27 protein-coding genes are annotated in these 26,923 nt (G+C 55.5%); 12 read left to right on the top strand and 15 right to left on the bottom strand.

The annotated features are described in order from the left end of the window. The first annotated feature begins 82 nt into the window (after positions 1-82). Genes trxA through Q3Y58_RS15225 form a run of 3 tightly spaced genes read left to right on the top strand, consistent with a single transcriptional unit; the run spans position 83 to position 2,026 of the window. On the top strand, positions 83-1,072 hold the full coding sequence (trxA, locus tag Q3Y58_RS15235; protein WP_319622821.1) for a thioredoxin: 990 nt from the start codon (positions 83-85) through the stop codon (positions 1,070-1,072). A 40-nt stretch (positions 1,073-1,112) separates the two neighbouring features. Further along, positions 1,113-1,793 (top strand): LON peptidase substrate-binding domain-containing protein, encoded by a 681-nt coding sequence (locus Q3Y58_RS15230; protein WP_319622820.1) that lies wholly within the window; start codon positions 1,113-1,115, stop codon positions 1,791-1,793. Positions 1,794-1,834: 41 nt separating this feature from the next. Further along, positions 1,835-2,026, top strand: a complete 192-nt coding sequence (locus Q3Y58_RS15225) for a Trm112 family protein (RefSeq protein ID WP_274217505.1) — start codon at positions 1,835-1,837, stop codon at positions 2,024-2,026. A gap of 1 nt (position 2,027) precedes the next feature. Here the strand turns inward: Q3Y58_RS15225 and Q3Y58_RS15220 are convergent, their stop codons facing one another. From Q3Y58_RS15220 to Q3Y58_RS15205, 4 genes are all read right to left on the bottom strand, one after another. Beyond that, the gene (locus Q3Y58_RS15220) at positions 2,028-2,351 is read right to left on the bottom strand and encodes a DUF167 family protein (protein ID WP_319622819.1); all 324 of its coding nucleotides are present in this window, start codon (positions 2,349-2,351) and stop codon (positions 2,028-2,030) included. 5 nt (positions 2,352-2,356) lie between these two features. Beyond that, on the bottom strand, positions 2,357-2,647 hold the full coding sequence (locus Q3Y58_RS15215; protein WP_274217503.1) for a YggT family protein: 291 nt from the start codon (positions 2,645-2,647) through the stop codon (positions 2,357-2,359). A gap of 257 nt (positions 2,648-2,904) precedes the next feature. Then, entirely contained in the window at positions 2,905-3,240 is a 336-nt protein-coding gene (locus Q3Y58_RS15210) for a hypothetical protein (RefSeq protein WP_319622818.1), read from the bottom strand. Positions 3,241-3,714: 474 nt separating this feature from the next. Next, on the bottom strand, positions 3,715-4,839 hold the full coding sequence (locus Q3Y58_RS15205; RefSeq protein ID WP_319622817.1) for an NAD(P)/FAD-dependent oxidoreductase: 1,125 nt from the start codon (positions 4,837-4,839) through the stop codon (positions 3,715-3,717). 59 nt (positions 4,840-4,898) lie between these two features. On the opposite strand from Q3Y58_RS15205, the gene mnmC2 reads away from it, so the two are divergent. Next, positions 4,899-5,600 carry a tRNA (5-methylaminomethyl-2-thiouridine)(34)-methyltransferase MnmC2 gene (gene mnmC2, locus Q3Y58_RS15200; protein WP_319622816.1) on the top strand — a complete coding sequence of 234 codons (702 nt, stop codon included), beginning with the start codon at positions 4,899-4,901 and terminating at the stop codon, positions 5,598-5,600. Between the two features lie 18 nt (positions 5,601-5,618). Here the strand turns inward: mnmC2 and Q3Y58_RS15195 are convergent, their stop codons facing one another. Further along, complete coding sequence (locus tag Q3Y58_RS15195) at positions 5,619-7,031, bottom strand: L-serine ammonia-lyase (RefSeq protein WP_274217499.1); 1,413 nt, start codon at positions 7,029-7,031, stop codon at positions 5,619-5,621. Between the two features lie 389 nt (positions 7,032-7,420). On the opposite strand from Q3Y58_RS15195, the gene Q3Y58_RS15190 reads away from it, so the two are divergent. Continuing rightward, positions 7,421-8,209, top strand: a complete 789-nt coding sequence (locus Q3Y58_RS15190) for a MipA/OmpV family protein (RefSeq protein ID WP_319622815.1) — start codon at positions 7,421-7,423, stop codon at positions 8,207-8,209. A gap of 46 nt (positions 8,210-8,255) precedes the next feature. Here the strand turns inward: Q3Y58_RS15190 and Q3Y58_RS15185 are convergent, their stop codons facing one another. The 3 genes from Q3Y58_RS15185 to Q3Y58_RS15175 all read right to left on the bottom strand — a co-directional run bounded on the left by Q3Y58_RS15185 (position 8,256) and on the right by Q3Y58_RS15175 (position 11,614). Next, positions 8,256-9,074 (bottom strand): pentapeptide repeat-containing protein, encoded by an 819-nt coding sequence (locus tag Q3Y58_RS15185; protein ID WP_274217497.1) that lies wholly within the window; start codon positions 9,072-9,074, stop codon positions 8,256-8,258. Positions 9,075-9,769: 695 nt separating this feature from the next. Next, complete coding sequence (locus Q3Y58_RS15180) at positions 9,770-10,792, bottom strand: patatin-like phospholipase family protein (RefSeq protein ID WP_319622814.1); 1,023 nt, start codon at positions 10,790-10,792, stop codon at positions 9,770-9,772. 39 nt (positions 10,793-10,831) lie between these two features. Next, entirely contained in the window at positions 10,832-11,614 is a 783-nt protein-coding gene (locus Q3Y58_RS15175; RefSeq protein ID WP_319622813.1) for a 3-hydroxybutyrate dehydrogenase, read from the bottom strand. Positions 11,615-11,825: 211 nt separating this feature from the next. Here Q3Y58_RS15175 and Q3Y58_RS15170 point away from each other — a divergent pair, with 211 nt between their 5' ends. From Q3Y58_RS15170 to Q3Y58_RS15150, 5 genes are all read left to right on the top strand, one after another. Continuing rightward, positions 11,826-12,842 (top strand): UDP-glucuronic acid decarboxylase family protein, encoded by a 1,017-nt coding sequence (locus Q3Y58_RS15170; RefSeq protein ID WP_319622812.1) that lies wholly within the window; start codon positions 11,826-11,828, stop codon positions 12,840-12,842. A 23-nt stretch (positions 12,843-12,865) separates the two neighbouring features. Next, positions 12,866-13,894, top strand: a complete 1,029-nt coding sequence (locus Q3Y58_RS15165) for a glycosyltransferase (RefSeq protein WP_319622811.1) — start codon at positions 12,866-12,868, stop codon at positions 13,892-13,894. Positions 13,895-13,999: 105 nt separating this feature from the next. After that, positions 14,000-15,289: a flavodoxin-dependent (E)-4-hydroxy-3-methylbut-2-enyl-diphosphate synthase gene (gene ispG, locus Q3Y58_RS15160; protein WP_274217491.1), complete on the top strand. Its 1,290-nt coding sequence runs from the start codon at positions 14,000-14,002 to the stop codon at positions 15,287-15,289. Then, positions 15,279-16,196 (top strand): bifunctional hydroxymethylpyrimidine kinase/phosphomethylpyrimidine kinase, encoded by a 918-nt coding sequence (locus tag Q3Y58_RS15155; protein ID WP_319622810.1) that lies wholly within the window; start codon positions 15,279-15,281, stop codon positions 16,194-16,196. The genes ispG and Q3Y58_RS15155 overlap by 11 nt, the downstream gene beginning before the upstream one ends. After that, complete coding sequence (locus tag Q3Y58_RS15150) at positions 16,189-16,926, top strand: DUF429 domain-containing protein (RefSeq protein ID WP_319622809.1); 738 nt, start codon at positions 16,189-16,191, stop codon at positions 16,924-16,926. Before Q3Y58_RS15155 ends, Q3Y58_RS15150 begins: the two co-directional genes overlap by 8 nt. 7 nt (positions 16,927-16,933) lie before the next feature. Here Q3Y58_RS15150 and Q3Y58_RS15145 read toward each other — a convergent pair whose 3' ends face one another. The 4 genes from Q3Y58_RS15145 to Q3Y58_RS15130 form a co-directional block, all read right to left on the bottom strand. Further along, positions 16,934-17,953 carry a class I SAM-dependent methyltransferase gene (locus tag Q3Y58_RS15145; RefSeq protein WP_319622808.1) on the bottom strand — a complete coding sequence of 340 codons (1,020 nt, stop codon included), beginning with the start codon at positions 17,951-17,953 and terminating at the stop codon, positions 16,934-16,936. Positions 17,954-18,143: 190 nt separating this feature from the next. Beyond that, complete coding sequence (locus Q3Y58_RS15140) at positions 18,144-19,370, bottom strand: L,D-transpeptidase family protein (protein WP_319622807.1); 1,227 nt, start codon at positions 19,368-19,370, stop codon at positions 18,144-18,146. A gap of 241 nt (positions 19,371-19,611) precedes the next feature. Then, entirely contained in the window at positions 19,612-20,568 is a 957-nt protein-coding gene (locus Q3Y58_RS15135) for an acetyl-CoA carboxylase carboxyltransferase subunit alpha (RefSeq protein ID WP_274217486.1), read from the bottom strand. Positions 20,569-20,736: 168 nt separating this feature from the next. Further along, positions 20,737-21,567: a DUF3108 domain-containing protein gene (locus Q3Y58_RS15130; protein WP_274217485.1), complete on the bottom strand. Its 831-nt coding sequence runs from the start codon at positions 21,565-21,567 to the stop codon at positions 20,737-20,739. 361 nt (positions 21,568-21,928) lie between these two features. Between Q3Y58_RS15130 and rpmB the strand changes: the two genes are divergently transcribed. Together rpmB and Q3Y58_RS15120 are read left to right on the top strand one after the other, a co-directional pair. Beyond that, positions 21,929-22,219 (top strand): 50S ribosomal protein L28, encoded by a 291-nt coding sequence (rpmB, locus tag Q3Y58_RS15125; protein WP_274217484.1) that lies wholly within the window; start codon positions 21,929-21,931, stop codon positions 22,217-22,219. A gap of 18 nt (positions 22,220-22,237) precedes the next feature. After that, positions 22,238-22,885, top strand: coding sequence for a queuosine precursor transporter (locus Q3Y58_RS15120; protein WP_274217483.1), 648 nt, complete (start codon positions 22,238-22,240; stop codon positions 22,883-22,885). 91 nt (positions 22,886-22,976) lie between these two features. Here the strand turns inward: Q3Y58_RS15120 and Q3Y58_RS15115 are convergent, their stop codons facing one another. The 3 genes from Q3Y58_RS15115 to cobS are packed head-to-tail and all read right to left on the bottom strand — an operon-like array spanning position 22,977 to position 26,909. Continuing rightward, entirely contained in the window at positions 22,977-24,017 is a 1,041-nt protein-coding gene (locus Q3Y58_RS15115) for an esterase-like activity of phytase family protein (RefSeq protein ID WP_319622806.1), read from the bottom strand. After that, entirely contained in the window at positions 24,014-25,915 is a 1,902-nt protein-coding gene (gene cobT, locus Q3Y58_RS15110) for a cobaltochelatase subunit CobT (RefSeq protein ID WP_319622805.1), read from the bottom strand. Before cobT ends, Q3Y58_RS15115 begins: the two co-directional genes overlap by 4 nt. A gap of 7 nt (positions 25,916-25,922) precedes the next feature. Beyond that, positions 25,923-26,909 (bottom strand): cobaltochelatase subunit CobS, encoded by a 987-nt coding sequence (cobS, locus tag Q3Y58_RS15105; protein ID WP_274217480.1) that lies wholly within the window; start codon positions 26,907-26,909, stop codon positions 25,923-25,925. Positions 26,910-26,923: the final 14 nt, after the last annotated feature.

Raw genomic sequence — 26,923 nt, 5'->3', positions numbered from 1 at the left:
GCCAAGACGCCATGTTAGGCCTTAACGACCAATCGATTTCAGCCGCAGAGTGTGTGGCAAAAGAACAAGGGATCAGTGCAACATGAGTGGATCCGGATACTCAGTGAGCGGCAGCTTTGGCGGTGCAATGTCAGGTGGTTATGGCGGCGGTTATGACACCGGCGCGGCAAGCTCGGGCTCAGCGCCTGCTTCCGCAGCAGCAGGCGACCTGATCAAAGACACGACGACGCAGACCTTCATGCAGGATGTCATGGAGGCATCCATGCAGACACCTGTTCTGGTGGACTTCTGGGCACCATGGTGCGGCCCATGCAAGCAGCTTACCCCCGTGTTGGAATCCGTTGTTACCGAAGCTGGCGGGGCGGTGAAGCTGGTTAAGATGAACATCGAAGAGTTTCCGGAAATCGCCGGGCAGATGGGCATCCAGTCAATTCCGGCAGTTGTTGCCTTCAAGCAAGGTCAGCCTGTCGACGCTTTCATGGGCGCGCAGCCGGAAAGCCAGATCAAATCCTTCATTGAGCGACTTGGTGTGAAGATTGGCCCAAGCGATACGCAGGTTATGCTGGAACAGGCTGAGGCTGCCCGTGCCGCTGGTGATGTGACTCAAGCGGCTCAGGCCTACGCGGGTGTTCTGTCCATGGACAGCGACAACGTAAAGGCTATTGCTGGTTTGACCCAGTGCTTTGTTGCGGCAGACGAACTGGACCGCGCCAAGCAGACTCTGGAGATGACGCCGGAAGACAAGCGTGATGATCAAGACTACCTTGCTGCGCTCAAGGCCATTGAGCTAGCAGAACAGGCCGGTCAGGTGGATGATCTGGCGGACCTGCGCGCACGCATTGAAGCCAACCCCGCTGACCATCAGGCGCGTTTCGACTATGCCATTGGTCTCAATGCGCGGGGTGAGAAGCAGGAAGCAGTGGATCAGCTGATCGAGATCATGCGGCGTGATCGTGAATGGAATGAGGATGGCGCTCGTCAGCAGTTGCTTCAGTTCTTTGAGGCTTGGGGCTTCAAGGATCCGGCTGCAACGTACGGTCGACGCAAGCTGTCATCCATACTCTTTGCTTAAACGTAGAAGCCTCATCAGACAGTCCATGGAAAGTGATGAAATGACAGTTGGCAATGCAACCTACGCTTCGATAGAGGATGTTCCGAAGGTTGTTCCCCTGTTTCCGTTGCAGGGCGCATTGCTGCTGCCTCGCTCACATATTCCACTCAATATCTTCGAGCCGCGCTACATTGCGATGATCGACGCTGCCATGCGCACAGATCGGGTGATCGGCATGATTCAGCCGGATTTGGGTATCGATGAAGAGGACCCAAATCCGCGCCCGCCGCTGTGTAGTGTCGGATGCCTCGGCAGGATTACGTCGTTTCAGGAGAGCGGGGACGGGCGCTATCTCGTAACGCTGTCTGGCGTGACGCGCTTTGATCTGCTCGGCGAGGTTGAAGATCGTGCACCTTTCCGCCGCGGTGCCATTGACGCGACCCGGTTTCTGGAAGACCTCACGCCCGGCGTGGGGGAGGAAGACGTTGACCGGGAAAGCGTGCTGAGCGCGTTGCAAACTTATCTGGATGTGAACGAGCTGGAAGCGGATTGGGAAAGCGTAAACACAGCGTCGACCGAGGTTTTGATCAACGCCCTTTCCATGATGAGCCCTTATGGGCCCAAGGAAAAGCAGGCGCTTCTGGAAGCGGACTCGTTGAAAGTGCGGGCCGATACTCTGATTGCGCTGGCGGAGATGGAGCTGGCGAGGGATAACCCAGGGCAGGGTCCGTCCATCCAGTAGGGTGGGCCTTGGTCTTTGTTCCAGAGAATTGAAAAGAAGCTATGACTGAGAAAACTGCTCACAAACTTGATCGCCGTCTGCTCGAATTGCTCGTTTGTCCGGTCAGCAAGACCACGCTCGAATATGACGAGGAGAAGCAGGAGCTGATTTCCCGGGCAGCAAAGCTCGCTTATCCCATCCGAGATGGCATTCCGGTGATGTTGGCTGAAGAAGCGCGCAATCTGGAAGATTAAGCTAGAGTTTCAGAAGCCGTTTCAATGCGGCTTCTATCTCCCCGGCATCGCCCTCGACCCTCAACGTCTTGAATCGAGATGTTGTTCCCGCTTCAACATGCACAAATGACTTGGGTGTTTTCAGGCTCTTGGCCAAAAGCTGCTCAAGTGCTTTGTTGGCGGCCCCCTTTTCAGGGACTGCGCGCACCTTAGCAGCCAAAAACACCTTGCCATCTGATTGCTGGAGAAACCCTTCTACCGCGTCCTTGGAGGATTTTGGTGTGAGGCGGACCTTTATGAAAAGCCCGCCGTCAGTCGGCGTCCAAGGGAGGTCTTTGGGTGCCAAGGGACTTAAAATACGTTTGGATAGACGTAGCGCACGATCACGTTCTGCAGGAAGAAGATCCCGATCAGCAGGACGATCGGCGACAGGTCCAGTCCGCCCATGCTTGGCAGGAGGCGGCGTATCGGCCGCAGAAGAGGCTCTGTCAGATTGTAGAGCATCTGTCCAATCATGGAGACAAACTGGTTGCTTGGGTTGACGATGTTAAAAGCGTAAAGCCATGAAAAGATTGCGCTCGCGATGATAACCCATGTGTACAGGTTAAGGATGAGCATAAGGACGTCAAGAATAGCCAACATGGATTGCCAGGTCTCCGAATACTAATAGGCAGGTGTATTGTGCTTGCCGCCATCGCCCACTCTCAGCCAATGACAACGGCCCTTGGTCTGATGTAGCTGCGAAAAACCACTGCTGCAAGAGCGAGCATGGGCCTTTTGCCTTTAAATTGCGTTGAAATGCCTTGGGTTATTCGCTTGGCAGCTGGTGTTCAGCGGGCGCTGAGCAAGCCGAGCGCGTGCCCTGACAGATTTCGCAGCCGCTAAACGATGTGCGCGCTTCAGCAGAAAGTAAACTGTGAGAGAGACCAGCTCTCTGGAGACCATGTTGAACAGCTCGTGGCCGTGTTGGGTGAGAACACCTCACCCAACACTTGAATGGGGCCACGTGAAACTGTTGATGGCGCGCCCAGCTGTGTGTGCTGAAATACTTCCGCCTCGATCAGGCGGGTCGGACGCTGCTGTTTGTCTTCTGCGCGAATGGTCTGCAGAAGGGTGTCAACAGCGTCGTGTGCGCGTGCGTCCTCCTGCGGCTTTCCGAGTGTATGCACGGAAGCCAAGGCAAGCGTGCCAGCAATAATTGCTGGCACAGCAAATTTGAACCAACGGAGAGACATATAGAGGTCTTTATAGATGTGTTTTTGTGATTTTTTTATTAGTTCCCAACTGCGGCAATTTTGGGGTGTCGCAGAGGATTAGTGCAACTGTTGAAAAATCCTGAAGGGATGAGGCTTCCGGTTTTTGCAACAGATCTCCAGTTTATTTCCAAGCGTCCGCACGAAGAGATGCGTACCAGGTAATAGCTGGCTTTTCTTTTACTACATCTTGACTATGCGCCTGTGAGGCAGGAGCAAGTAGAAGGGGGAGTGCCAATGCGGCAATTGCAGGAACTACAATCTGTAACCAACGAAGAGATTTCATTTTTTGTTTCCCTTTCTTTGTTGTTGACAAGGAGAGAGATAGTCCAAACTTTCAGCTTTGGCTAGAGGCCCCCTGTGGAATATCAGAGGGCAAAAACCCTAAAAAACGGCAGAATTCTGGGATACTTAGCCGTGCTACTAGTTTTCTCAAGGGCAGCTATGCACTAATCACTACCACTTAAAGTGGCTTTCTGGCCGGAAAGTCTGGGGGATGTGAATATCTTTCGCGGAAGTAACGCCAAGTTGTTGCATCAGAGCGTCGGCGATGCGGTGCGCGATTCCATAAGAGATCTTGAATCCACCTGTTGCGATCCAGATTTTCTCATGAGTCGGCATTTGACCGACAAGCGGGTCGCGCTTTCTGCACTTCGGGCGTATGCCTGCCCATCGGTTGATTATTGGCGCATCCTTCAAAACAGGGCAGAAGGCAATGGCCTTGTTCAGCATACCCTGAAGCGTGTCTTCTTCTGTCTTTGTATCTTGCCACTCCCGCTCTGACGTGGAGCCGACGGCCACACTTCCGTTTTCGTGGGCAATGACATAGATGCCGTCGTCATAAATCACGGGCAAGTCATGGGGCAGGTCCAGCTTGAGGGAGAGGGACTGGCCCTTTACGCCGCCGCCGATGTGCTGACCTGTGAGGTCCTCAATGAGGTCAAACCCTTCATACCCTGCTGAAAGAACCAGATGGCCTGCGCTCACGGGCTCGGCGCTTGAAAACGTCAGCTTGCCTGTTGCTTCATCAAAGCTTTTGAACTCGGTGTGTTCCATCAAGGTGATGCGCGGCTGGAGGTAGGCTTTAAGCGCTGCCGAAACCAGGCGCGGGTTGGCACGGGCTGCCAATGTGTCCCAGATGAAGCCAAGCGGTGCTGCTGCGGCAGCTGGCCAGCCTGCGTGAGGCGACGCGTCCAAGACGGAAAAACGGAAGCCGGTTTCCGCTGTTGCCCAGCGGGTCTTGCTTTCCTCCTGCCGATGCAGGGCGTGGTCGAGCTTGTCTTGAGTATAAAGTGGCATCAGTCGCCCGACGCGGCGGTAACCCGTAGACAGGCCGGTGGCATCTTCAAGCTGGGCGATGCCATCCGAGAGGGTCTTCAGGGCCTCGAATTGAAACTGTTTCTTGTCATTCCACTGGCTTGGAATGTGCGGCATCAAAGCGCCAAGCAGGCCGTGGCTGGCACCGCTGGCAACCGTGTTTTTTTCAATCAAGACAACACTCAGGCCGTGGTCGCAGGCGGCTTTTGCGACAGACAGGCCGAAAATTCCAGCGCCTACAATGGCGATATCAAAGGCTTTCATGTATTCATGCCTCGGTTCTTTAGATGCTTGTGCTTACACAGTGAGAATTGGCCGTTCATATGACAGAAAAAGCTGAATTGGAATGGCGCAACGAGGATGTGCCGTTTTCGTCACGTTTCGACGATACCTATTTCTCCAAGGCCGGAGGTCGTGAAGAGACAAACTATGTGTTTGTTGAGGGCAATGGTCTGGAGCAGCGGATGACACAGGTTTCAAGCCTGGTTGTGGCAGAACTGGGGTTCGGCAGCGGCCTTAATTTCTATGAGACTGTCTTGCACCTTCGCCGACTGCCCAAGGACACGCGACCTGCGCTCACGTTCATCTCCTTTGAGCTTTATCCCATGGCGGAGGAGGAGATTCGAAAGACCATCCGGCCGTGGCCAGAGTTGATGCCCATTGCTGAAGAGGTGTTGTGTCACTGGCAGCTCAAGCAAGGATGGATGGAGGTTGCTCTTGAGGACGTGACCCTTTGTCTTGGCGTGGGAGATGCCAATGAGCTGATCAAGACCATGCCTAAAGCGGCAGATGCCTGGTATCTGGATGGGTTCAATCCCTCCAAGAACCCGGAGTTGTGGTCTGAAGAGCTACTGCGAGCTGTGTTTGATCAGACGAATGAGCAGGGCACCTTTGCCACGTACACGGCTGCTGGCTGGGTGCGGCGAAATCTGCAGGCGGCAGGCTTTGCGGTAGAGCGTGCCAAGGGGTTTGGCACCAAGCGGGAAATGCTCAAGGGGCGTAAAATCGCAGGCCCCTCGAGCTAGTGTTGTTTCAGAAGTGGTTCAGCACTCTGGAAGGTTCACAGCCAAGCCGCCAAGGCTGGTTTCCTTGTACTTGTCGTTCATCTCTTCGCCGGTCTGGCGCATGGCTTCGACGCAATTGTCGAGCGGCATGTAATGAGAGCCGTCACCGCGTAGAGCCAGTGATGCTGCGGAAACGGCCTTGATGGCGCCAAGCCCATTGCGTTCAATGCACGGTACCTGCACCAGTCCCTTCGCCGGATCACATGTCATGCCGAGGTGGTGTTCCAGAGCAATTTCAGCTGCATTTTCAATCTGCTCATTGGTGCCACCCAGAGCCGCGCACAGGCCAGCTGCCGCCATGGCAGCTGCGGAGCCGACCTCACCCTGGCAGCCGACTTCTGCGCCGGAAATTGAGGCGTTGTGCTTGATGATGCCGCCAATAGCTGCAGCGGTCAGCAGGAAGGTGCGAATTCCTTCATCATTGCTGCCCGGACAGTGGTCTCTGTAGTATTTAATGGTCGCCGGAATGACACCTGCAGCGCCGTTGGTTGGAGCTGTTACGACCTGACCACCGGCAGCATTCTCCTCATTGACCGCCATGGCATAAACCGAGAGCCAATCATTGGCCACATGGGGCATGGACATGTTCAGGCCGCGTTCTTCCTGAAGTTGGCGATAAATGGCAGCCGCGCGGCGTTTTACCTGAAGGCCTCCCGGCAGGATGCCCTCTGTTTGCAGCCCGCGTTCAATGCACTTGTCCATTACAGACCAAATGCGCCAAAGCTGCGCGTCCAGATCATCTACCGCCTGCCGGGCCTGTTCGTTGGCAAGCTTCATTTCTGCAACGGACTTGCCGGAGGTGGTGCCCAGCTCCAACATTTGTTTGGCTGAGGCAAACGGGAACGGTACCGGCGGGAGCTCGCCGTTGGTCGCGAGGGTGGCTTTGCCTTCCTTCATCGCTGACAGCTCGTCTTGGGTGAGAACGAAGCCACCCCCAACGGAGTAATAGATTTCACGAAAGTGAAGCGCTCCTGCAGCATCGTAGGCCTCCAGCACCATGCCGTTGGCGTGCCCCGGCAGGTTCGCTTCGAAGTCGAACACCACATCTGTTTCCGGATTGAAGGCTAGCGCAGGCAGACCTTCTGGTGTGATTTGCTTGTGAGCGGCAATGGAGGCTTCAATGGCTTCCGTTTCTTCCGGATCCAGTGTCTCCGGTGTGCAGCCAGCCAAGCCAAGGACCACGGCCTTGTCTGTTGCATGGCCTTTTCCGGTCCACGCCAAGGAGCCGTGAAGAATGCACTTTACAGCAGCAGCATCTCCTGCCCCTGGCCATCTTCTGGAGCCATCGCGCAGTTCATCCAAAAACTTGGCAGCGGCGACCATGGGGCCCATGGTGTGGGAAGATGAGGGGCCAATGCCGACTTTAAAGATCTCGAAGATGCTCAAAAACATAAGTGGGTGCTCGGATATTATGCCTGAGAAGACTCAGGTGGTTTCGTTTCGCCTTAGATAGGCGGTTTGGCGTGTCAGCGCCAGCGTTAGAATGCAGGTCTTGGACAGTCGCTTCGGTGATCGTTGGATTTAATAATGAAAGCATCATGCATTTAAATGTTGCAAAAGATTCGGCCGCGGGTCGATTACTTCACTTATCCACCTCCGAAAAGAAGCTGTTTCGAGAATTTCACCAGTTGAAATTGGGGATCATGTAGAGCTGGTGCACGCGAAAATGCAGCTGCAGGCGTGCAAATTCGCAACACTCGGCCTTAGATCTGCTTTTTCATAAAACTTACAGGTGTTTTGCGGATATAGTTGCCGCAGAGATTCTACAGGTGGGATTTATCATGAAGCTTCTTGCCAAAGTGGCGTTGACCGCCGCTCTGATGGCTGGCGTGAGCGCGCAGGCTCTGGCTGACGATGGCATCTTGGTTGATGACCTGACGCCAACCGAGGCCAGCAAACAATATGTAGTTGATATCGGTGTGGCCGGTGTCATTACGCCAAAATACGACGGCGCGGATGATTATGTGGTTTATCCGCTGCCTTTGTTTGCCTTCAGCCGCTTTTACTTGCCGGGCTTCGGTCAGGTTAAGGATGGCGGTACGCAGAGCCTTTTCTTCTACCCTTCGTTTGGTTTTGTTGGTGAGCGTGAGCCTTCAGACGATGCGCGCCTTGCAGGGACCAAGAAGGTGGACTGGGCTGGTGAAATCGGCTTTGGTGGCGGTTTCCGCTATGATGCGTTCCGGATGTTTGCCGAAGTTCGCCACGGCTTCAATGGCCATACCGGCATTGTGGGCCGAGCTGGCATCGACTACATCACAAAGCCGATGGACAAGCTCACACTTGCGATCGGTCCGCGTGTCGATTTTGCCGACTCTGATTATATGGAGACCTACTTCAGCACGACATCCAGTGCGGTCGTGGGTGCCTACAGCGCAGATGGTGGTTTCAAGAGCGTAGGGGCCATTGCCCGTGTCAGCTATGAAGCAACTGAGGATGTGTCATTGCACCTTCAGGGCGGCTGGGATCGCTTGATTGGTGATGCCGCAGACAGCCCGATCAGCTTGGACGACGATCAGTTCACCGTCGCGATCGGCGCAACATATCGCTACGACTTCAATATCTTTGACTAAGAATTGAAGCTCTGAGCAGATTTGTTTTTTTAAAGCCCTGCTTTGATCACTCGGGATCGGAGCAGGGCTTTAGTTTGATGTCCTCGGAGATGATAGTGGTTTCGTCGCCGCAGGCCAGCAGGAAGGTTGCGTCGTTCAAACCTCGGGCGTTTGTAAAGTTAGCGCCGATCAAGCGGCTTCTCCTGAAAAATGCACCGCTCAGGTCAGCTCCCGAAAAATTTGCGCCTGTCAGGTTGGCACTTGCGAAGCTGACGCTCTCCATCTTCGCATTGGCAAAGTTCGCCCCTTGCGCCTTCACCCGGTCCAGATCAGAGCCTTTCATACGGGCGTTCGTGAAGTTGGCGCCCACAAGATTGGCGCGCTGCATGTTTGCTTCACGCATCATGGAGTTGGTGAAGTTTGCACCTTGCAGAGACGCCCGAATGAACATGGCGTTGCGCAGGTCCGTTCCCTTGAAGCTGGCCTTGTCGCCCATGGCGCCGTTCAGGTCAGCATCACGCATATCGGCTTCACCAAAGTCTGCGTTGCTGACGTTGGCTTTCTCCATGTCGACGCCGCGCATCTGGGCGATTGCGAAGTTCGCACCGGTGAGGTCTGCTCTTTCCAGCTCTGCGCGTCTTAAATCCGAAGCCTGAAAATTCGCGGAAATCAGAACGGCATTTTTGAGATCGGCATCTCTAAAGACGCTGCCCTGCAGGTCTGCATTTTCTAGGTTCAATTCGCGCAGATCAGCCAGCCGTAGATCGCACTCGATGCATTTTCCGGTATCGAGCAACATGTCTACAGTCGTTACCTGAGCGTCGACCAATGTTGGGCCGGATGGGTCGCACAGGAAAAACAGCGTGGCGCAAGCAGCAGCTTTCATGGGTGTGCACTTCTTTCGAGTTTATATGAGCCCGTAGCCTGTCAATTTTACAGCACCACAGGGCACGGTGCCAATAAAATCACATGAGGGTTTCAAGTCTATCTAAACCACCGTATTTTCTTTCACTTGTTTCTCACAGTGCACCTGCGGGACACGGATTGGACAAACTTTTTGATATTCAATTTTATGGAGTATTGGGTGCGCTCTGGCATCATCAACTAAAGCGGGAATGTGCGATGACGCAGCGGCCATGAAGTAATGGCAGCTTCAGGTGGAAGTCACAGATAGGGTCGCGAACATCTGTGACTTCCACCTAAGTGCTGACTACGCAATACCTAATGTCAGCATCACCTTGATACTCAACAAACCTTTCCAAATGGTTGGCAGACCTGATTTTTCGCTGTCAGGGAAAAACCGGAATGCCAGGGTTTCCACTGGAAAGAGATCAGTCGAGAGGGGCGAAATGAAAGAGCCTCCCGGCTTTTTGCCGAGAGGCTCTTTTTGAAACTAGAGGCTGAAGACGCACTACCTGACATCAGCTGACGCACAGGTTGCAAAAGGCTTGCCAGATGTGAACGCAGTGACGCGGCCCAGATGTAGCCATAGTTTCTGCTTGGACAACAAAATCGAGGTTAATTTAACAGGGTGTTAAAGTGTGGTGAATTGCATAATGCGATGCGCTCTGCCTTAGACCCTTAAGAGAATTCTTTCTCGAGATCCAATGTGCTTCGTTCTCCCAGGTGTTCATAGTTCTCAGCGCTCCACTTCTTGGCCGCGTTGCGCCCAATCTCAAACAGCAGTTCTATGAATTCCCATTGAGGATTCAATTTTGAAGAGGAGCCGAACGGGAGTAGATCGTGGGTGGCTTCGATTCGGTGCATAAACACTTTCGTGTAGTGATTCGCATCCAGCTTTCCTTGCTCCAGCAGGCGGGAGACGAATTCGATGGCGCGCAGCTCTCGGAGCAAGGTTGAGTTGAACGTGATCTCGTTCAGCCGCTCGGCAATCTCTTGGGCTGTTTTCGGCAATTCTGCGCGTGCCACTGGATTGATCTGAATGAGCAACACATCTGTCGTGGGCGACCGCTTGAACAACGGAAACAATGGGGGATTGCCCATGAAGCCGCCATCCCAATAGGCCTCGCCATCAATCTCTACCGCCTGATAGACGGTTGGTAGACATGAGGAGGCAAGCACCGCGTCAGCGGTGAGTTCTCCATCGGTGAAGATCTTGATTTTGCCGGTGCGCACGTTTGTGGCTGCCACATACACTTCCACGCGATCGCAGCGACGCACGCGCTCGAAATCGATCTGGCTTTCCACCAACTCCCGCAGTGGATTGTAGTTTAAGGGATTGAGCTGATAGGGAGAGGCGACGCGGGAGACAAGATCCCAAGCCATGAAGGGCACGGAGTTGTCCAGGCTCCAGTTTCCGAAAAAAACATCAATTGGACTTCGTTGAAAAGGGCTCATGTGACTGGCCTTACTGACAGACTGCCAGAAGTTCCGTAGCGCCTCTCTCGCGCCGTCTTCTCCGCCTTTGGCAAGGCCATCTGCCAAGACGACCGCGTTCATAGCCCCAGCGCTGGTACCCGAAATCGCCTCGATCTGCAGTTTTTCATTTTCCAGAAGCCAGTCCAAGACGCCCCAGGTGAAGGCGCCGTGGGCGCCTCCACCTTGAAGAGCCAGTTTAATTTTCTTCTGGTTTTCTCGTGCCATGCTGCGCACTCCTTCGCAGATGTTCAAGGGTCAGGAGGGCTATTGAGCAGTCCAGCCGCCATCAATCGGGATCATGGACCCGGTTATGGAGGAGGCAGCGTCCGTACACAGGAACAGGGCCACGCCAGCTACTTGTTCAACTGTAACGAACTCTTTCGTTGGCTGAGCTGCCAGAAGCACATCTTTTTTGACCTGTTCCTCTGTCAAACCACGGGCCTTCATGGTTTCAGGGATTTGCGCTTCAACCAACGGCGTCCAAACATAGCCCGGGCATATAGCGTTGACGGTGATTTTGTGCTCAGCCACTTCCAACGCTACCGTCTTGGTCAGGCCTGCGATGCCATGTTTTGCTGAGACATACGCTGACTTGAAAGGCGAGGCGACCAGCGCGTGGGCGGATGCAGTGTTGATTATCCGTCCCCAACCTCTCTTCTTCATATGCGGAACTGCTGCACGCATTGTGTGGAATGCGGAGGAGAGGTTGATGGCGATGATGGCATCCCATTTTTCGACCGGAAAGCTCTCGATGGCCTCCACATGTTGGATGCCTGCGTTATTGATTAGAATGTCTGCCGTGTCGAACGTGGAGACAGCGGTCTCAATCATGTCTTCGATTTCCGCCGGCTTAGTCATATCCGCACCATGGTAGATGCACTTGACGCCGAACTCGCTCTCAATTCCTGCTCGTTCGGTTTCAATCGCTTGTGGGTCTCCAAAGCCGTTGATGACGATGTTCGCCCCTTCAGCTGCAAGTGCCTTGGCATAGGCGAGGCCGATTCCTGATGTCGATCCTGTAATTACCGCGGTTTTCCCTGTCAGCATCACGTTGCTAAGCTCCCTCTCTGGTGGCGCTGCATTCTTTCAGCAATTCTACGTGATATATGTGTAAAGCCGTAGGTTCGTGCTGCAAAGCACAAAAAACCCTAGGGAAGGTAATTTGTTACGGGGGCAGAATGGCAAAGCGGCTGTATTCTTCGCCTTTGGTTTGGTAAGTCCGTATGCAGATGTTAGAACTTTAGGGATCGGTGATTAGATGAGTGCAGTTATTTCTGCGGCCGCTGGCGGGGCAGGTCGGCGAGGCGCCAAGCGCGTTTTGGTTGCTGGTGGCGGCGGTTTTATCGGTGCCAACTTGTGTCGCGTTTTGCTTGCTCAGGGACACACCGTTATTGCGCTGGACAACTACTACAGCAGTGCGCGCCGGAACCTTCTGGATTTGGAGTCGCAGACCGGTCTGACGCTCATTGAACATGACATTATTGAACCGCTGCTGCGCCTTGAGCTGGGTGAGCTGGATGAAATATACAATCTCGCCTGTCCGGCCTCACCGCCACACTATCAGCGAGCGCCGCTGTTTACGCTGAAAACTTGTTTTAATGGCACCATGAATCTTTTGGATCTGGCGGTCCTCAAGAACGCGCGGTATGTGCAAGCTTCAACTTCCGAAGTTTATGGCGACCCGCAGATTCATCCGCAGCCCGAGAACTATTGGGGCTATGTGAACCCGGTTGGTATTCGTGCCTGTTATGATGAAGGAAAGCGGGCCGGTGAAACGCTTTGCATTGAGTACATGCGCCAGTATGGCGTTGACCTCCGAATTGCCCGTATCTTCAACACTTATGGTCCGTTCATGGATCCCAATGACGGCCGTGTGGTCTCGAACTTCATTGTCCAAGCACTGTCCGGGCAAGATCTGACGGTTTATGGCGATGGAAGGCAAACGCGTTCGTTTTGCTACGTTGATGACATGGTTCGCGGACTCTTGGCGCTCATGAAGGCACCAAAGGCCCCGGATGGACCGGTGAACCTGGGTAATCCATCGGAGTTCACCATGTTGGAACTGGCAGAGCTTGTTCTTGCCAAGGTTTCCTCGAAAGCTCGTCTCCGCTTTGAGCCCTTGCCGCAAGATGACCCTCAACGCCGTCAGCCAGACATATCAAAAGCGCGTGAGCATCTCTCGTGGCGACCTTCTGTTTCTCTTGCTGAAGGACTTGAAAAAACAATCAAGTACTTCGAAATGCGGTTGCATGCTGACATTGCGGCTGCGGAATAGACCTTCTAAAAAGAGAAGTAGAAATGACTGTGGAATTGGGGCAGCCAGTGCTGCCAAAAGTGCTTGTGGTTCTTGGCAATTACAAGCAAAGCAACTTTATCGCTGACGCAATTCACTCCATCAGGAACCAGAGCTATCCGCATTTCAAATGTGTAATTGTTGACGATTGTTCAGGTGACGGTTCTGACCTAGTCATTGAGGAACTGCTCAGCAGGCTTGGTGATGACCGTTTTTGTTTCGCGCCGACTCCAGAAAATCTCGGTCAAATGGGGGCGATGATTCATGGTTTATCGCAGGTAGACGAAGGTGAGTTTGTTGCGTTCATCGATGCTGACGATTTCTGGCGCGAGGATTACCTGCTTTGTCATGTTGCCATGCATCTGAACCCCGTTCAGCCGGTTGCTGTAACATGCTCCAACATGACGCTTGTCGATGAGGGCAAGTGCATGCAGGGAATTCATGTACCATTGATCAGGCAAGATGCTCGTGCGGTCCGCTTGATCGAGATCGACAGTTTGTTCAATCGCGATAACATTCTTCAACAGTTCGCAGTTCCGTTTGATGTTGCAGGACGATTGATAACGGATCCCGAGTCCGCATGGAACTGCTCGGCGACGTCCGGTGCTGTGTTCCGCCGCGCAGCACTCGAAGCCACCTTGCCGTCGAAGCCAAGCACTATCAGGATCTGTGCGGACTCCTATTGGGTTCAGGCAGCCCATTATCTTGGCGGAACCATTTGGATTCAAAGCCCGTTGGGCTATTATCGTATCCATGGCAGCAACGGCTTTTCTTTCGGCAAGTTAACTGGGATTGGCGGGTTGAGGTGGCACTCCAGGCAGGGCGTTGCCGAAGCAATCAAAGGTGAGCTGGATGCATGGATTGCGCGCAACTCCGACTTGCTTAAATCAAAGGGCCGCCTAAAACCACTCCGTCGTCTGAAGACTGTTGAAGAGCTTCGGATGCGAGAGCCGAAATGGCTGTTCCGTGGTGTTGCCTCTGTTTTCAAGCGATATTTGCGCTTGAGGGATTGGTTGAGAGGGAAAAAGTATTAAGTAAGGCGGGTCGGGTGCGTAGTTGACCTTATGGTGGTCTATTGACACGCCATTGTAACTGCGGCACTCCGTGTGTCGACGTTTAGCACTGCCAGTGGACCAAAGATGACAAAACCTGCCGGGGATTACTTTTCGAAACCATTTCCACGCCGCAAGTCAGTTGGTGTGAATGTCGGCGGCGTTGTGGTGGGCGGAAATGCCCCTATCGTTGTGCAATCAATGACGAATACGGATACGGCGGATGCGGATTCCACCGTGGCTCAGGTTGCTGCGCTCGCGCGCGCCGGGTCAGAGTTGGTGCGCATAACCGTCGACCGGGATGAGTCGGCCGCCGCGGTTCCCCGTATCAAGGAGCGGCTGGAGCGCATTGGCATCGATGTACCGCTGATTGGTGACTTCCATTACAATGGCCACAAGCTCTTGGCGGACCATCCGGGCTGCGCCGAGGCGTTGGACAAATACCGGATCAATCCCGGAAATGTTGGCTTTAAAGCCAAGCGGGACAAGCAGTTTTCCCAGATCATCGAGATGGCGATCAAGCATGACAAGCCGGTTCGCATTGGCGTCAACTGGGGCTCTCTTGATCAAGAATTGCTCACGCATTTGATGGACCAGAACCAGAAGAACGGTTCTCCGATGACGGCTGAGGAAGTCATGCGGGAAGCCATTTGTCAGTCCGGTCTTCTGTCCGCACAACGGGCTGAGGAGCTCGGGCTGGGGCGTGACAAGATCATCCTGTCGGCAAAAGTGTCGCAAGTTCAAGATCTTATCGCTGTTTACACCGATCTGGCGCAGCGTTGTGACTACGCTCTTCACTTGGGCCTGACGGAAGCGGGCATGGGGACGAAGGGGATTGTTGCTTCGGCGGCGTCCATGGGTGTCCTGCTCCAACAGGGAATTGGTGACACGGTTCGCGTATCCCTGACACCAGAGCCGGGTGGTGACCGAAGCCGAGAAGTGCAGGTTTCTCAAGAGCTTCTACAAACCATGGGCTTCCGCAGCTTTGTGCCGATCGTCGCCGCGTGTCCAGGGTGTGGGCGGACAACCTCCACCGTTTTCCAAGAGCTGGCCCAGGACATTCAGGGGCATATCCGCGAAAGCATGCCTGTATGGCGCGAAAAATATCCCGGTGTCGAGAGCCTGAATGTGGCGGTTATGGGCTGTATTGTGAACGGTCCGGGCGAATCCAAGCACGCCGACATCGGCATTTCGCTGCCGGGCACAGGGGAAGAACCTGCAGCTCCGGTGTTTGTAGATGGCGAAAAAACGGTGACCTTACGCGGCCCGAACATCGCCAACGAGTTCAAGGCGATGGTGCTGGAGTACATCGAAAAACGCTTCGGGACCGGCGCGTCTGGCGCGGATGAAAAAGAGATATCCTCTGATGTCGCTTGAGCGCTTCATAAAGAAGCCGGAGGATTTTCGGTCTCATGAAGGCGATGGGCTGAAGCCTGTCGTGCTGCTGATCGGCGCGCAAGGGGTGCGCACCACCTGCGGCCTCCAGGGGGCCGCATTTGCCCTTCAGCGCCTCGAACATCAGGTCTGGCAAGTTCCAACGGCCATGATCCCATGGCCAAGCAGTCATGGTCCAAGTGCAGCCTTTGTTCCTCAAGATGCTGATTTCAAACGGCTTATCGACGACATCATCAATGCTCCTTGGCTTGATCAGGTGGGCGGTATTTTCACCGGCTGCTTAGCGAGTGCCACGCAGGTCCACGAGGTTGCGCGGCTGATACAAGCTGTGCGTGGCTTGAACCCAAGCGTCACCTGCCTCTGCGATCCGGCGCTGGGCGGCACTGAGGAAGAGGCGGTCAATCCAGACTTGCTCAAGAGCTTGATTGAAAAGTTATTCCCGCTCGCCAATTGTGTGACTCCCAACCGTGAGGAACTTGCGGTGCTGAGTGGCTTCAGTGCCGAGACGGAACAGGAAGCGGTGGCAGCGGCCCGTCTGCTGGATGTGGAGCATGTGGTGATAACTTCGGCACCAGCCCTGCGCCGAAACAGCATGGCCAACATTCTGGTCGAGCCTGGATTGGCCACGATCATTGAACATGCGCAGGTTCCCAACGCACCCAAAGGGGCTGGGACGCTTTTGTCAGCGCTGTTTTATGCCCGCTGGCTGGACGGCGCAGCGCCAGCGGACGCGCTGAAAAAGGCAACGGCATCAACGTTTGAACTGGTGGCCCGGTCCGTCAAGATGGCGGGGGATGAGCTTCTTATCCCACAGAACCAGGGCGTCTTGCTGCAGCCAATGGCACTGATCAACGCTCGCCGAATTGTGGAGGCGCCCGCCCGTGCCTGATGGCGAACCCGTTTGGGTCGCGGGAGTTGATGGGTGCCGGGCAGGGTGGTTAGCCATCTTTCGAGACGTGAACAAGGTGGCTGAGCCAACTTTGCGTTTGTTTGAAAGATTTGCGGATATTCTGCGTTCGCCAACGCAACCAGCCAAAATCGCCGTGGACATGCCCATTGGACTTCCCGATCACATGGGCTCGACGGGACGCGGTGCGGAGAAGGCGGTGCGCGCTCATCTGGGCATGCGACAGTCCACGGTGTTCGCTATCCCCTCTCGGAAAGCCGTTTACTGCGAAGACTATTGGGAGGCTTGTGAGGTGGCCATGGCAACCTCCAGCCCACCCCGGAAGGTTTCCAAGCAGGCATTCTATCTGTTCCCGAAAATACGCGAGCTTGACGAAGTTATGCTCCCTGCGCTGGAAGAGACTATCTTCGAAGTTCATCCGGAGATGGCGTTCTGGCGGCTGAATGGGCAGGCGCCGATCCCTCTTCCGAAGAAGGTCAAAGGGCAACCGAATGGGGCCGGGTTGGATATGCGACGGGATTTATTGACACAGTTTGACTATTCAAAGCGCTTTCTTGATCAGAAGCCGCCGAAGGGCGCTGGCAGAGATGATGTGCTGGATGCCTGTGTGAACGCTGTCATCGCTGAAAGGCTCTTTCACGGCGAGGCTGAGCCGTTCCCGCAGGACTTTCGGCGCGACGGGCGCGGCTTACGCATGGCGATCTGGGCGTGAGAGCTGCCTAGTTGATTGGCGTGCCGACAACAGCAAGGTCTGCGGTGGGGATGTCCGCATAGGGCCTCAGGTAGTCCGCGGAGTAAAGAGCCGTATCGGATTGAACGCTGGTTGGACGCGAGGCGTGGGTGACGGAAAAGCCGGCTCGGGTCATGGTGTCTATCAGGCTCTTGAGTGAGAAATGCAGGGTGTGCGGTTCAAACAGAATGCCATCTCTGCTGCCCGCTTTGAGCCGCTGGATATGATTTGCCCCGTCTGGGACAAAGATGACCAGTTTCCCCTCCGCCTTAAGCAGGGCGCGAAACTTGGCCAAGGTGCCTATCAAGTCCTCAGCCGCCAAGTGCTCAAGGACGTGGCTGGCGTAAATGGCGTTGAGTTTCAAATCCGAATTTTCCAGTGTGGTAACGGTGACCCCCAACTCCCCTTGGAGAATTCGCAGGGCGTACTGATCGCTCTCAACGGCGTACTTGGTCCGGGCTACAGATTCATGCAGGAGGATACCCACGCCGCATCCAAAATCCAATATGGCGTGGTCTTCATGATCGCCAGCGAGCGAAAGCATCAGCTTGGCCCGGTTTTTCATGCGTTCGTAGGTCTTGCTCTGCAAGAACTCGTTTTCTGGGCCGAAAAAGGGTTTGCCGGAGGTTCTGAACTGCTGCACGTCATGCGCATATTGCGCGCTGTAATATTTGTCTAAATCGAATGTCATTTTAGGCACATGTGCGGAACCGCAGGTCGCGCATCGCACCAGCAACAAAGTTGAAAACAGATGGCTGCGTTGCGGATAGGCGCCTACTTCCAAGCTGGTGGCGTCCAAGCAGTCGCAGAGCTTGTGTTCCAGCAACTGCTCCATGTTCAAAAAGTGGGGAACGGACTGCTTGAGCCGAGAGAGTTCACCGACGTTGGCATCATACCGTTGCTTGAAGGCGGTCAGGCTCGTCTTCATGTCGTCGAAATGTCTTGCCTTGAACAGGCTCTTTTGACACTTCTCGAGGCTGACGAGAGCGTCCTTGAAGTCTTTGCTCATTGACTACTATCCAATCCTGCAAGGCAAGCATGGCATGCAATTTACAAAGGATTCGACGTTCATCAACTCGGTTCTTTTGGCGCCACGGTTTCCCGTGGGCGTTGGTTTGGGCCAGGTAAGGCTCTAGAAAATAAAGGAAAGGGCCGCAAACGGTGTTTGCAGCCCTCATGTCAATTGGTGGTGTTTCGGCTTATGGCTTGGCAGCTGGGATCGGGGCGTTCGGATCTGGTGTGCCGATCTGTGCCACCTTGGCCTTGTCACTTTCCCCGCTCTGACCGAATGGGAAAATGCTGTCGAAAAAACCGAAAGCACGTGAGCCTGAGCCCTCATCGGCAGTCTCTGCAGGAGACGGTTGGGCGGTGAGCGCAAGCGGTGCCACGGTGGCTTGAGCGCTTGGTGTGCTTGCCACGGTGGTTGAGGCTGGTGCTGAGCGCGGGGCAGTGCGTGCAACAGATGTTGGCGCAGGTGTATCGGTTGCCAATGGCGCTTCGTCAGCCTGATCATTGCCAAAGAAGGCTGCGATTGCGGCCTTGCGACGGGCGCTTTCTTCCTCAGCCAAAATAATTTTGGCCATTTCCTGAGCGTCGCTCTGCTGCTTCTTGTTGAAAGCAACCGCGATGCCCTCTGGCAACTGGTAGTCTGGGCAGGCTATGCGTGGGTTGAACTTGGCTCCGCGCTGGGTCGGCTGCGCGTTAAAGACATAGCGGCTGTCACAGACGTCGATCTTTGGCGGTACCTTGGCGATCTCGAAGTGGTCGTAACCTTCCTTCAGCATCTGCCAAAACTCGAAGTGTTCGTTGTGACGGTGGCGTGCCATGTTCTCCGGTGTCATGCGGAAGGGGAACGCCTGTACCTGAAAATCGCGCTGACCGCCCATGAAGCTGTCACGAGCCAAGGCGTAGATGTCCGCCATTTGCTCGTCAGTCATGGCATAGCAGCCACGGGATGAGCAGGCACCATGGACCATCAAATGTGACCCTGTGCGCTCGTGGGCGCGGTCAAACTTGTTAGGATAGCCGAGGTTGAAAGAGAGGTAGTAGTTTGAGTTCGGGTTCATGAGGCCGGGTGTAACGGTGTAGAACCCTTCAGGGGCCTGACGGTCACCCTCTTTGAATTTCGGACCGAGCTTGCCGGACCATTTGCAGATATCAAAGGTATCGAGCTTTTCGTAGGTGCCGTCACGGGTCTGCTTCCAGATCTCCAGCTCGGACTCTTCCTTGAAAATGCGCACGAGAATAGGAGAGGTCTTCTCCATGTTTTCGGCTTTCATTTTCCGCTGAAGATCGGCGCTGACAGGGCGCTGATGCTTGGCATCTGTAAACTCTGAGGCCTGACAACCGGCGAGAAGTCCTGCAACCGCCAAAACGGCCAGTTTCTTCATCGTACCTGCATAGGCACTTTCAAGCTTCTTCTTCATGCAGCGCGCCCCATTTTTCCGTTTTTGGCAGAGCCTGACACAGTGAACCCGACACTGTGTCCGCAGGAAAAATCTTAGACAGGTATAGTTGATAGGTGGTTACCCGTCGAGTGAACAGAATTGCATTGTTAATATCTTGTTTGAAACAAACTTGCTTTCCCAGAGTATTTGCAGTCCCTAACGAAGAAAAGGTGCCAAATTGTGGCACCTTTTCCAAATAAAACCGACTTGTTGCCGTGGGCTAGCCCAGTTCGCGGCCAATTCGCAGGAATTTCTCGCGGCGATGGGTGCGCAGGCTGGCGCCGTCCATCTGGGTTAGAGAATGCAGCGCGTTTTCAAGGGTCTTGCCAGCGCTGTTCACCACGGTTTCCTTGGCGCGGTGGGCGCCGCCAATTGGTTCATCGATGATCTCATCAATGATCTTCAGCGACATGAGGTCCTGAGCGGTGATCTTCATGTTGGTGGCCGCTTCCTGTGCCTTTGCGCTGTCGCGCCACAGAATGGAAGCACCTGCTTCTGGAGAGATCACGGAATAGATGGAATGCTCCAGCATGGCGACATGGTTTGCTGTGGCAATGGCGATCGCGCCACCGGAGCCACCTTCGCCAATAACGAGGGAAACGCTTGGAATGGTCAGACCCAGACAGGTATCTGTTGAACGGGCGATGGCTTCTGCCTGACCGCGTTCTTCGGCACCAATGCCAGGGTATGCGCCGGCGGTGTCAACGAAGGACACCAGCGGAATGTCGAAACGGTTTGCCATTTCCATGATGCGCACGGCCTTGCGGTAGCCCTCCGGGCGGGCCATGCCGAAGTTGCGCTTCAGGCGGCTTTCCGTGTCGTGTCCTTTTTCCTGACCGATAACGGCAATGGACTGACCACGAAAACGACCAAAGCCTGCGATGATGGCATTGTCCTCGGAGAACTTGCGATCACCGGCAAGTGGCGTGAAATCTGTGATCAGACCGCTGATGTAATCCACGGAATGCGGACGGTCCGGATGGCGGGCGATCAGGGTTTTCTGCCAAGGAGTCAGCTTGGAATAGATATCCCTCAAAGCTGCGTCGGCTTTTTCCTGAAGGCGGGAGATTTCGTCATCAACGTCAACCGCTTCACCGCCCTCGGCCAGGATCTTGAGTTCCTGGACCTTGCCTTCAAGGTCGGCAACCGATTTTTCGAATTCTAGGTAACTGCGCATATAGACATTCACTCGTAACAAGCTGCAGGTTCAACCTGTCATGGTTGGACAAGGAACCGCGCGTAATTTTTGGCGCGACACTGGCGTTGAAGGGCCTTTGTGTCAAGGTCTCCGGAGATAAAACTGGGTGTGCGTTCGGCCGAGCGCAATATGTGACAGGTATTTTTGCTAGTTTCCAGCGTTGGATGCTGTGCTGAGCGCAGAAACCATGTCGAGGCGCTCAGCTTGTATCAGCAGGGTACCTGTGGGGGTGGGAATAGAAATCCGATAGGGGATCAAAACCCGCGAAGAACCTACCGGCGCAAACCACGCTTCAATATCATTTGCTTGTTGAAGCATTTTCACGTTCTTGCGCTCAGGGCGGTGTCCTGCGACCGGATCCCATCTCACTTTGCAGACAACCACATCACCGTCATAGCCGCGGCCGGAGACGGACTTGATTGTTTTATATTCCATTTTTACGTCGAAGCGGGTCCAGCCGTCATAAATCGGCAGCGTGCGATTGCAGACGGAGGCATCCAGCACCTTGGCGCGCGATGGTGCGGGCACCACTGCCGCGCTGAGCGGGTCCATGGCATTTCGCTTGTGACGCTTTGTCATTTTAATACGCGTCTTGGAGGGTTTGAACTGGGGCACCACTTCAGCCTGACGCACATGGCCAGAACCTTGACGCAGGTTTACGAAAAAATCTCGGTTCGCTGCCTGAGACGCCATGGTGTAGCGCGATGGCAGAACTCGCTTGCCTTTGAGCCAGCCGGTTGCCTCTGCGCCGCCTTTACCTGTGGAGAACAGGGTGCCGATTCCCGCAGGCTCCATTCCCACCTTTGCGGAGTATGCGTTGCCTTGCAGAACCAGAGACAAAGAGCCACGTCCAACAGTGAAGCCAGCTATGGAAATGTCATAGGTGCCACCCACCTGCTGGGTCTTAGCTTCTGTAGTAGTTGTGGATAGTGTTGCAAAAGCGAGAAGAGCACAAACACTGGACACGACTTTGCGCATGTGGGAATGCGCCCGAGACTTTATTGGGAACACGATCCAATACCTCCATGGCCCCTTTGTTTTTATGTGGGCGGCCGACTTTCTCTGGACTACTCCATTGTTCCAGAGATTTCTTGACGACAATAGTGGAACAAGGTAACGCCGAGGTTAAGAGCACGAGAAATGTTCTATTCCGCTTGAAATGCGAGGCGGACTCGTGCAAAGCCTTGACGAAATCGCCTGCACTCTTTATAGCAGGCCGACTTTTCATTACAGCGCCGGATGTGGCACCGCTGGACTCGTAGAGGTCCGCGACCTCCCGGTTTAACTCAAGCACCCGCGTTTGAAGGCGCGGGTGAACTAATTAAAAAGGGTGACCCTCATGGCACGCCGCTGCGAACTGACCGGCAAAGACGTGATGACTGGCAACAACGTCAGCCACGCAAACAACAAGAACCGTCGTCGTTTTCTGCCTAACCTCTGCAACGTTTCTCTGATGAGCGACACGCTGGGCGAAACTTACAAGCTGCGCATCTCCGCACACGCTCTGCGCTCCGTTGAGCACCGCGGTGGTCTGGATGCCTTCCTTCTGAAGGCTGTTGAAGCAGAACTGTCTCCAAAGGCACGTCTGCTGCGCACCGAAATCAAGCGCCGTCAGGCAGCTGCTGCGTAATCAGCTGACACAAGCTTCATGACAGCAGCAAAAACAAACACAGCGCGCCCGATCGCGATTGGCATCATGGCGATGACCGCCGTGGTTGTCGCGTCCAACATTCTGGTTCAGTACCCTGTTCACGGAATGCTCGGTTCGATCAATCTCGCTGATCTGCTGACATGGGGCGCGTTTACGTATCCGGCCGCGTTTCTGGTAACGGACCTGATCAACCGTCGTTTCGGGCCTCAAGCTGCCCGCCGCGTGGTTTATGCAGGTTTCGCCGTTGCCGTTGTGCTGTCGATCGTGCTGGCGACGCCGCGCATTGCTCTGGCATCAGGATCTGCGTTCCTGTTCGGACAGCTGTTTGATGTTGCCGTGTTCAACCGCCTGCGTGGCGGGGCATGGTGGAAGGCTCCCGTGATCTCTTCCACGCTCGGCAGCATTCTGGACACATTGCTGTTCTTCAGCATCGCGTTTGCAGGCAGCTTTGCATTCCTTGGCTACCACGATGATTTCGCGGTTGGCTCCGCGCCTTTGCTTGGCGCGTTTGCTCTGGAAGTTCCTCGTTGGATCTCCTGGGCGTTGGGCGACTTCTGCGTCAAGCTGATTGTGGCCATGGGGCTGTTGGTGCCTTACCGCGTTCTGATGATGTGGCTGGTGCCTGCGGAACAACGCACCGCCTAAGCGACACGATACGGACAAACGACTTTCAAAAAAGGCTCTGCTTTCAAAGCGGGGCCTTTTTTGGTTTTGGGCTTCAGGTCTTGGAATAAGGTCAGAGGTCGAGACGGAAACGCAGCAGCAGTGTGCGCTGAAGCAGGCTGCGGTTATCATCGGACATGAGCGTGAGAATGGTTGCTCCGTCCGCCCGCTGATGCACGGTGAGCACTTCCATGTTGTCGATCTGGTAGCCGAAGTCGGCAGTATAGAGGATTGTGCCGGATAGCCGCGCGCCCGGCTTGAGCTGTGACGCACTGATGTGGCGCAGGCGCATCTGCAGGCCTTCGCGCAGGTTAAACAGCCTCTCAAGAATGAGAAGGTCACCGGATGGCAGGAACGCAGCGTCCGTCACATCAAAGTTGCCATGGCGCACAATCTCGAAATCTTTCGCTTGGCCGTTGGCGCTGATGATGAAGCCGGGCCGATTGTCTGCAAGACTGCGGCCGCGCTCCGCAATGGCAATGAGCTTGCCTGAAAAGGGGGAGTCGGCTGGACCCGCGGCAATGGCTTCGAGTCCCTTGTTGCCGCCGAGCTGATGCACAGGGGCGGGAACTGGTAGAGAGCTGGCCCGAGGGGGGACCTCCTCAATGGGGGCAGGGTATGAAAACAGGCCGCCGCGCCCTTCATAACTGGCGATGAGCCGCGCCGGGGTGACGGAGGTATCCAGCGTCAGGGCTTCCGTATCGGCTCTGCGGCTTCCAGGGAGAGGCCTTCCCTTGTCATCGACCATCGGGGCGATTGCGCCGTCAAACACGCTGAGAGGCCGTCCGTCGACGTCCTGGCGCAGATTGAAGCGCACCCAGTAGCCCGCATCTGTGATTGTAGTGAATGCGGAGCCATCCGGCGCTGAGACCGCACCGGATATGCCGCCGAAATGGCGCTCCTGCGCCCACAGCTGCAAGCCGCCAAGAAACAGGAGCGGGCCGAAACGGCGCAGCTCGCCATCACTGATGCGAAATCGTGTCAGCGGTTTGTAGCGTATGGGAATGCTCTGAAACGTGGCGGCGGCACGGGCAGGGGATGACAGCCATGGCAGGGCGTGGCTGGTGATCCCGGCTCCCACTCCGGTCAGGAATGCGCGCCGGGACAGTTTCATCCGTACTTGCGACCGCGACGTGGACGGTTGTCGACCTGAGCGTTTTCATCAAACAGGTCCGCAAGTTGGTCGGTCATGGCGCCTGCCAGCTCTTCCGCGTCCACGATGGTGACCGCACGGCGATAGTAGCGGGTGACGTCGTGGCCAATGCCGATGGCGATCAGCTCCACCGGAGAACGGGTCTCGATTTCATCAATGACCTTGCGCAGGTGCTTTTCGAGATAGTTGCCCGGATTGACGGAAAGCGTGCAGTCATCCACCGGCGCACCGTCGGAGATCATCATCAGGATGCGGCGCTGTTCCGGGCGGCCAAGCAGACGCTTGTGGGCCCAATCCAATGCCTCGCCATCAATGTTCTCCTTCAGCAGGCCCTCACGCATCATCAGGCCGAGGTTGCGCTTGGCACGTCGCCATGGCGCATCAGCGGACTTGTAGATGATGTGGCGCAGGTCGTTGAGGCGACCCGGATTGCCCGGCTTGCCTGCTTCGAGCCACGCTTCGCGGGATTTGCCGCCCTTCCACGCCTTGGTGGTGAAACCAAGGATCTCCACCTTCACGCCGCAACGCTCAAGGGTGCGCGCCAGAATGTCGGCGCACGTGGCCGCAACGGTGATGGGTCGCCCGCGCATGGAGCCGGAGTTGTCGAGAAGAAGCGTGACGACCGTATCGCGGAACTCAGTGTCCTGCTCCCACTTGAACGCCATGGGCTGCATGGGGTCGATGACCACGCGGTGCAGACGGGCGCTGTCGATGATGCCTTCTTCCAGATCGAAGTCCCATGACCGGTTTTGCTGCGCCATCAATTTGCGCTGCAGGCGGTTCGCAAGGCGAGATACAGCACCGGACAGGGTTGCCAGCTGCTTGTCGAGGAACCCGCGCAACCGGTCCAGCTCTTCCTGATCGCAAAGCTCTTCCGCCGTGATGGTTTCATCGTGGGCGTGGGTGTAGACCACATAGTCGTCTTGTGGCGGCTGGTTGGTGAAAGGCAAATCCTGACGGTCCTGGGTGCCGGGCTCTTCGCTGTCGGCAGCCATGTCCTCGTCGCTCATCTGCTCCATCTGGCTTTCGTCGCCTTCGGTTTCACCCGCCTGCTGCTCCTCGCCAGAATGTTGCTCATCCTGTGGCGGGGCTTCCTGATCGCCTTGGTCTTCCTGCGTCTCACCAGAGGTGTCCTGACGCTGGTCCTGATCCTCGGGGCTGCCTTGTTCCTCTTCCGGATCCTCTTCCGGATCTTCGCCGAGTTCGTCCGCCATCTCCAGATGGGATAGCAGATCGCGCATCTTCAGGGAAAATGCACCCTGATCTTCGAGCACGCCCATCAGATTGTCGAGGTCGGTACCCGCCTTGTCCTCGATCCACGGGCGCCACAGGTCCACGAGGTTCTGCGCGCTCTTGGGCGGTTTGCGACCTGTCAGACGTTCGCGCACCATGAGGGCGACGGCGTCTTCCAGCGGCGCTTCTTCCCGGCTGGTGGCCTTGGAAAGTTCGCTTTTGCGATAGCGGTCTTCCAACATGGCGTCGATGTTGTCGCCAATGCCAACCATTCGGTTCGCCCCAACAGCCTCACAGCGGGTCTGCTCGACCGCGTCATAAATGGCGCGAGCGTTCTGGCCCGTGGGGCTGAAGCGGTTGTGGATCGCCTTGTTGTGAACCGCGCGGCGCAGAGCCATGGAGTCGCCAAGGCCACGGGTGATCTGGATGTCGCGCAGGGTCAGGCTGCGCGGCAAATCCGGAAGCCGGATCTTGTCGCCGACCATGCCGGGCGGGTCATTGGAGAACGCCACGTCCAGCTCAGCCTCAGCAGAAATGGCCTTTACAGCGGAGCTGATGGCCTGCTTGAGAGGCTGAGTGACTGGCTTGTTCTGCCCGCGAGAGTTGCTGTTGCTGCGCCCTGCCATGTGGGCCTCAGCTCAGTGCAACGTTGGCTGCCGATTCAGAAAGCTCTTCGCCAAAGCAACGCTGGTAGAACTCGGAGACCAGCGCCTGTTCCATGTCGTCACACTTGTTGAGGAATGTGACACGGAAGGCAAAACCGATGTCGCCAAAAATCTCGGCATTCTCAGACCATGTGATGACCGTACGCGGGCTCATGACAGTGGAAATGTCACCGTTGATGAAAGCGTTACGGGTCAGGTCTGCCACGCGAACCATCTTGTTGACGGTGTCGCGGCCGCGCTCGTTGGCGTAGTGCGGAGACTTGGAGAGAATGATCTCGACTTCGTTGTCATGCGGCAGGTAGTTCAGCGTTGTCACAATCGACCAGCGGTCCATCTGACCCTGGTTGATCTGCTGGGTGCCGTGGTAGAGACCGGAGGTGTCGCCCAGACCAACGGTGTTGGCAGTTGCGAACAGACGGAAGGCTGGATGTGGACGGATGACGCGGTTCTGGTCGAGAAGAGTGAGGCGACCGGAGACTTCCAGAACGCGCTGGATCACGAACATCACGTCAGGGCGGCCTGCGTCGTATTCGTCAAACACGAGAGCAACGTTGTTCTGAAGCGCCCATGGCAGGATGCCGTCCTTGAACTCGGTGACGGTTTGCCCCTCTTTGATCACGATGGCGTCTTTACCAACGAGATCGATACGGCTGACGTGGCTGTCGAGGTTGACGCGCACGGTTGGCCAGTTGAGGCGTGCCGCGACCTGCTCGATGTGAGTGGACTTGCCGGTGCCGTGGTAGCCTGTGACCATGACGCGGCGGTTGCGGGCAAAGCCTGCAAGAATGGCCAGCGTTGTGGTCTTGTCGAAAAGGTAGTCCTTGTCGATGTCCGGAACATGTTCATCCGCCTTGGAAAAAGCAGGAACCTTCAGGTCGGTATCGATGCCGAATACGTCGCGAACGGAGATTTCGATATCCGGAAGGGTTTCGGATGCGTAGGTTGAGTCTGTCATCTGTCCTCCAAGGC

The sequence above is a fragment of the Nesiotobacter zosterae genome, assembly GCF_033843645.1.
In the GTDB taxonomy this organism is placed as follows: domain Bacteria; phylum Pseudomonadota; class Alphaproteobacteria; order Rhizobiales; family Stappiaceae; genus Pseudovibrio; species Pseudovibrio zosterae.
The sequence above is the reverse complement of the archived record's forward strand: the minus strand, read 5'-3'. Positions and strand labels throughout refer to the sequence as shown.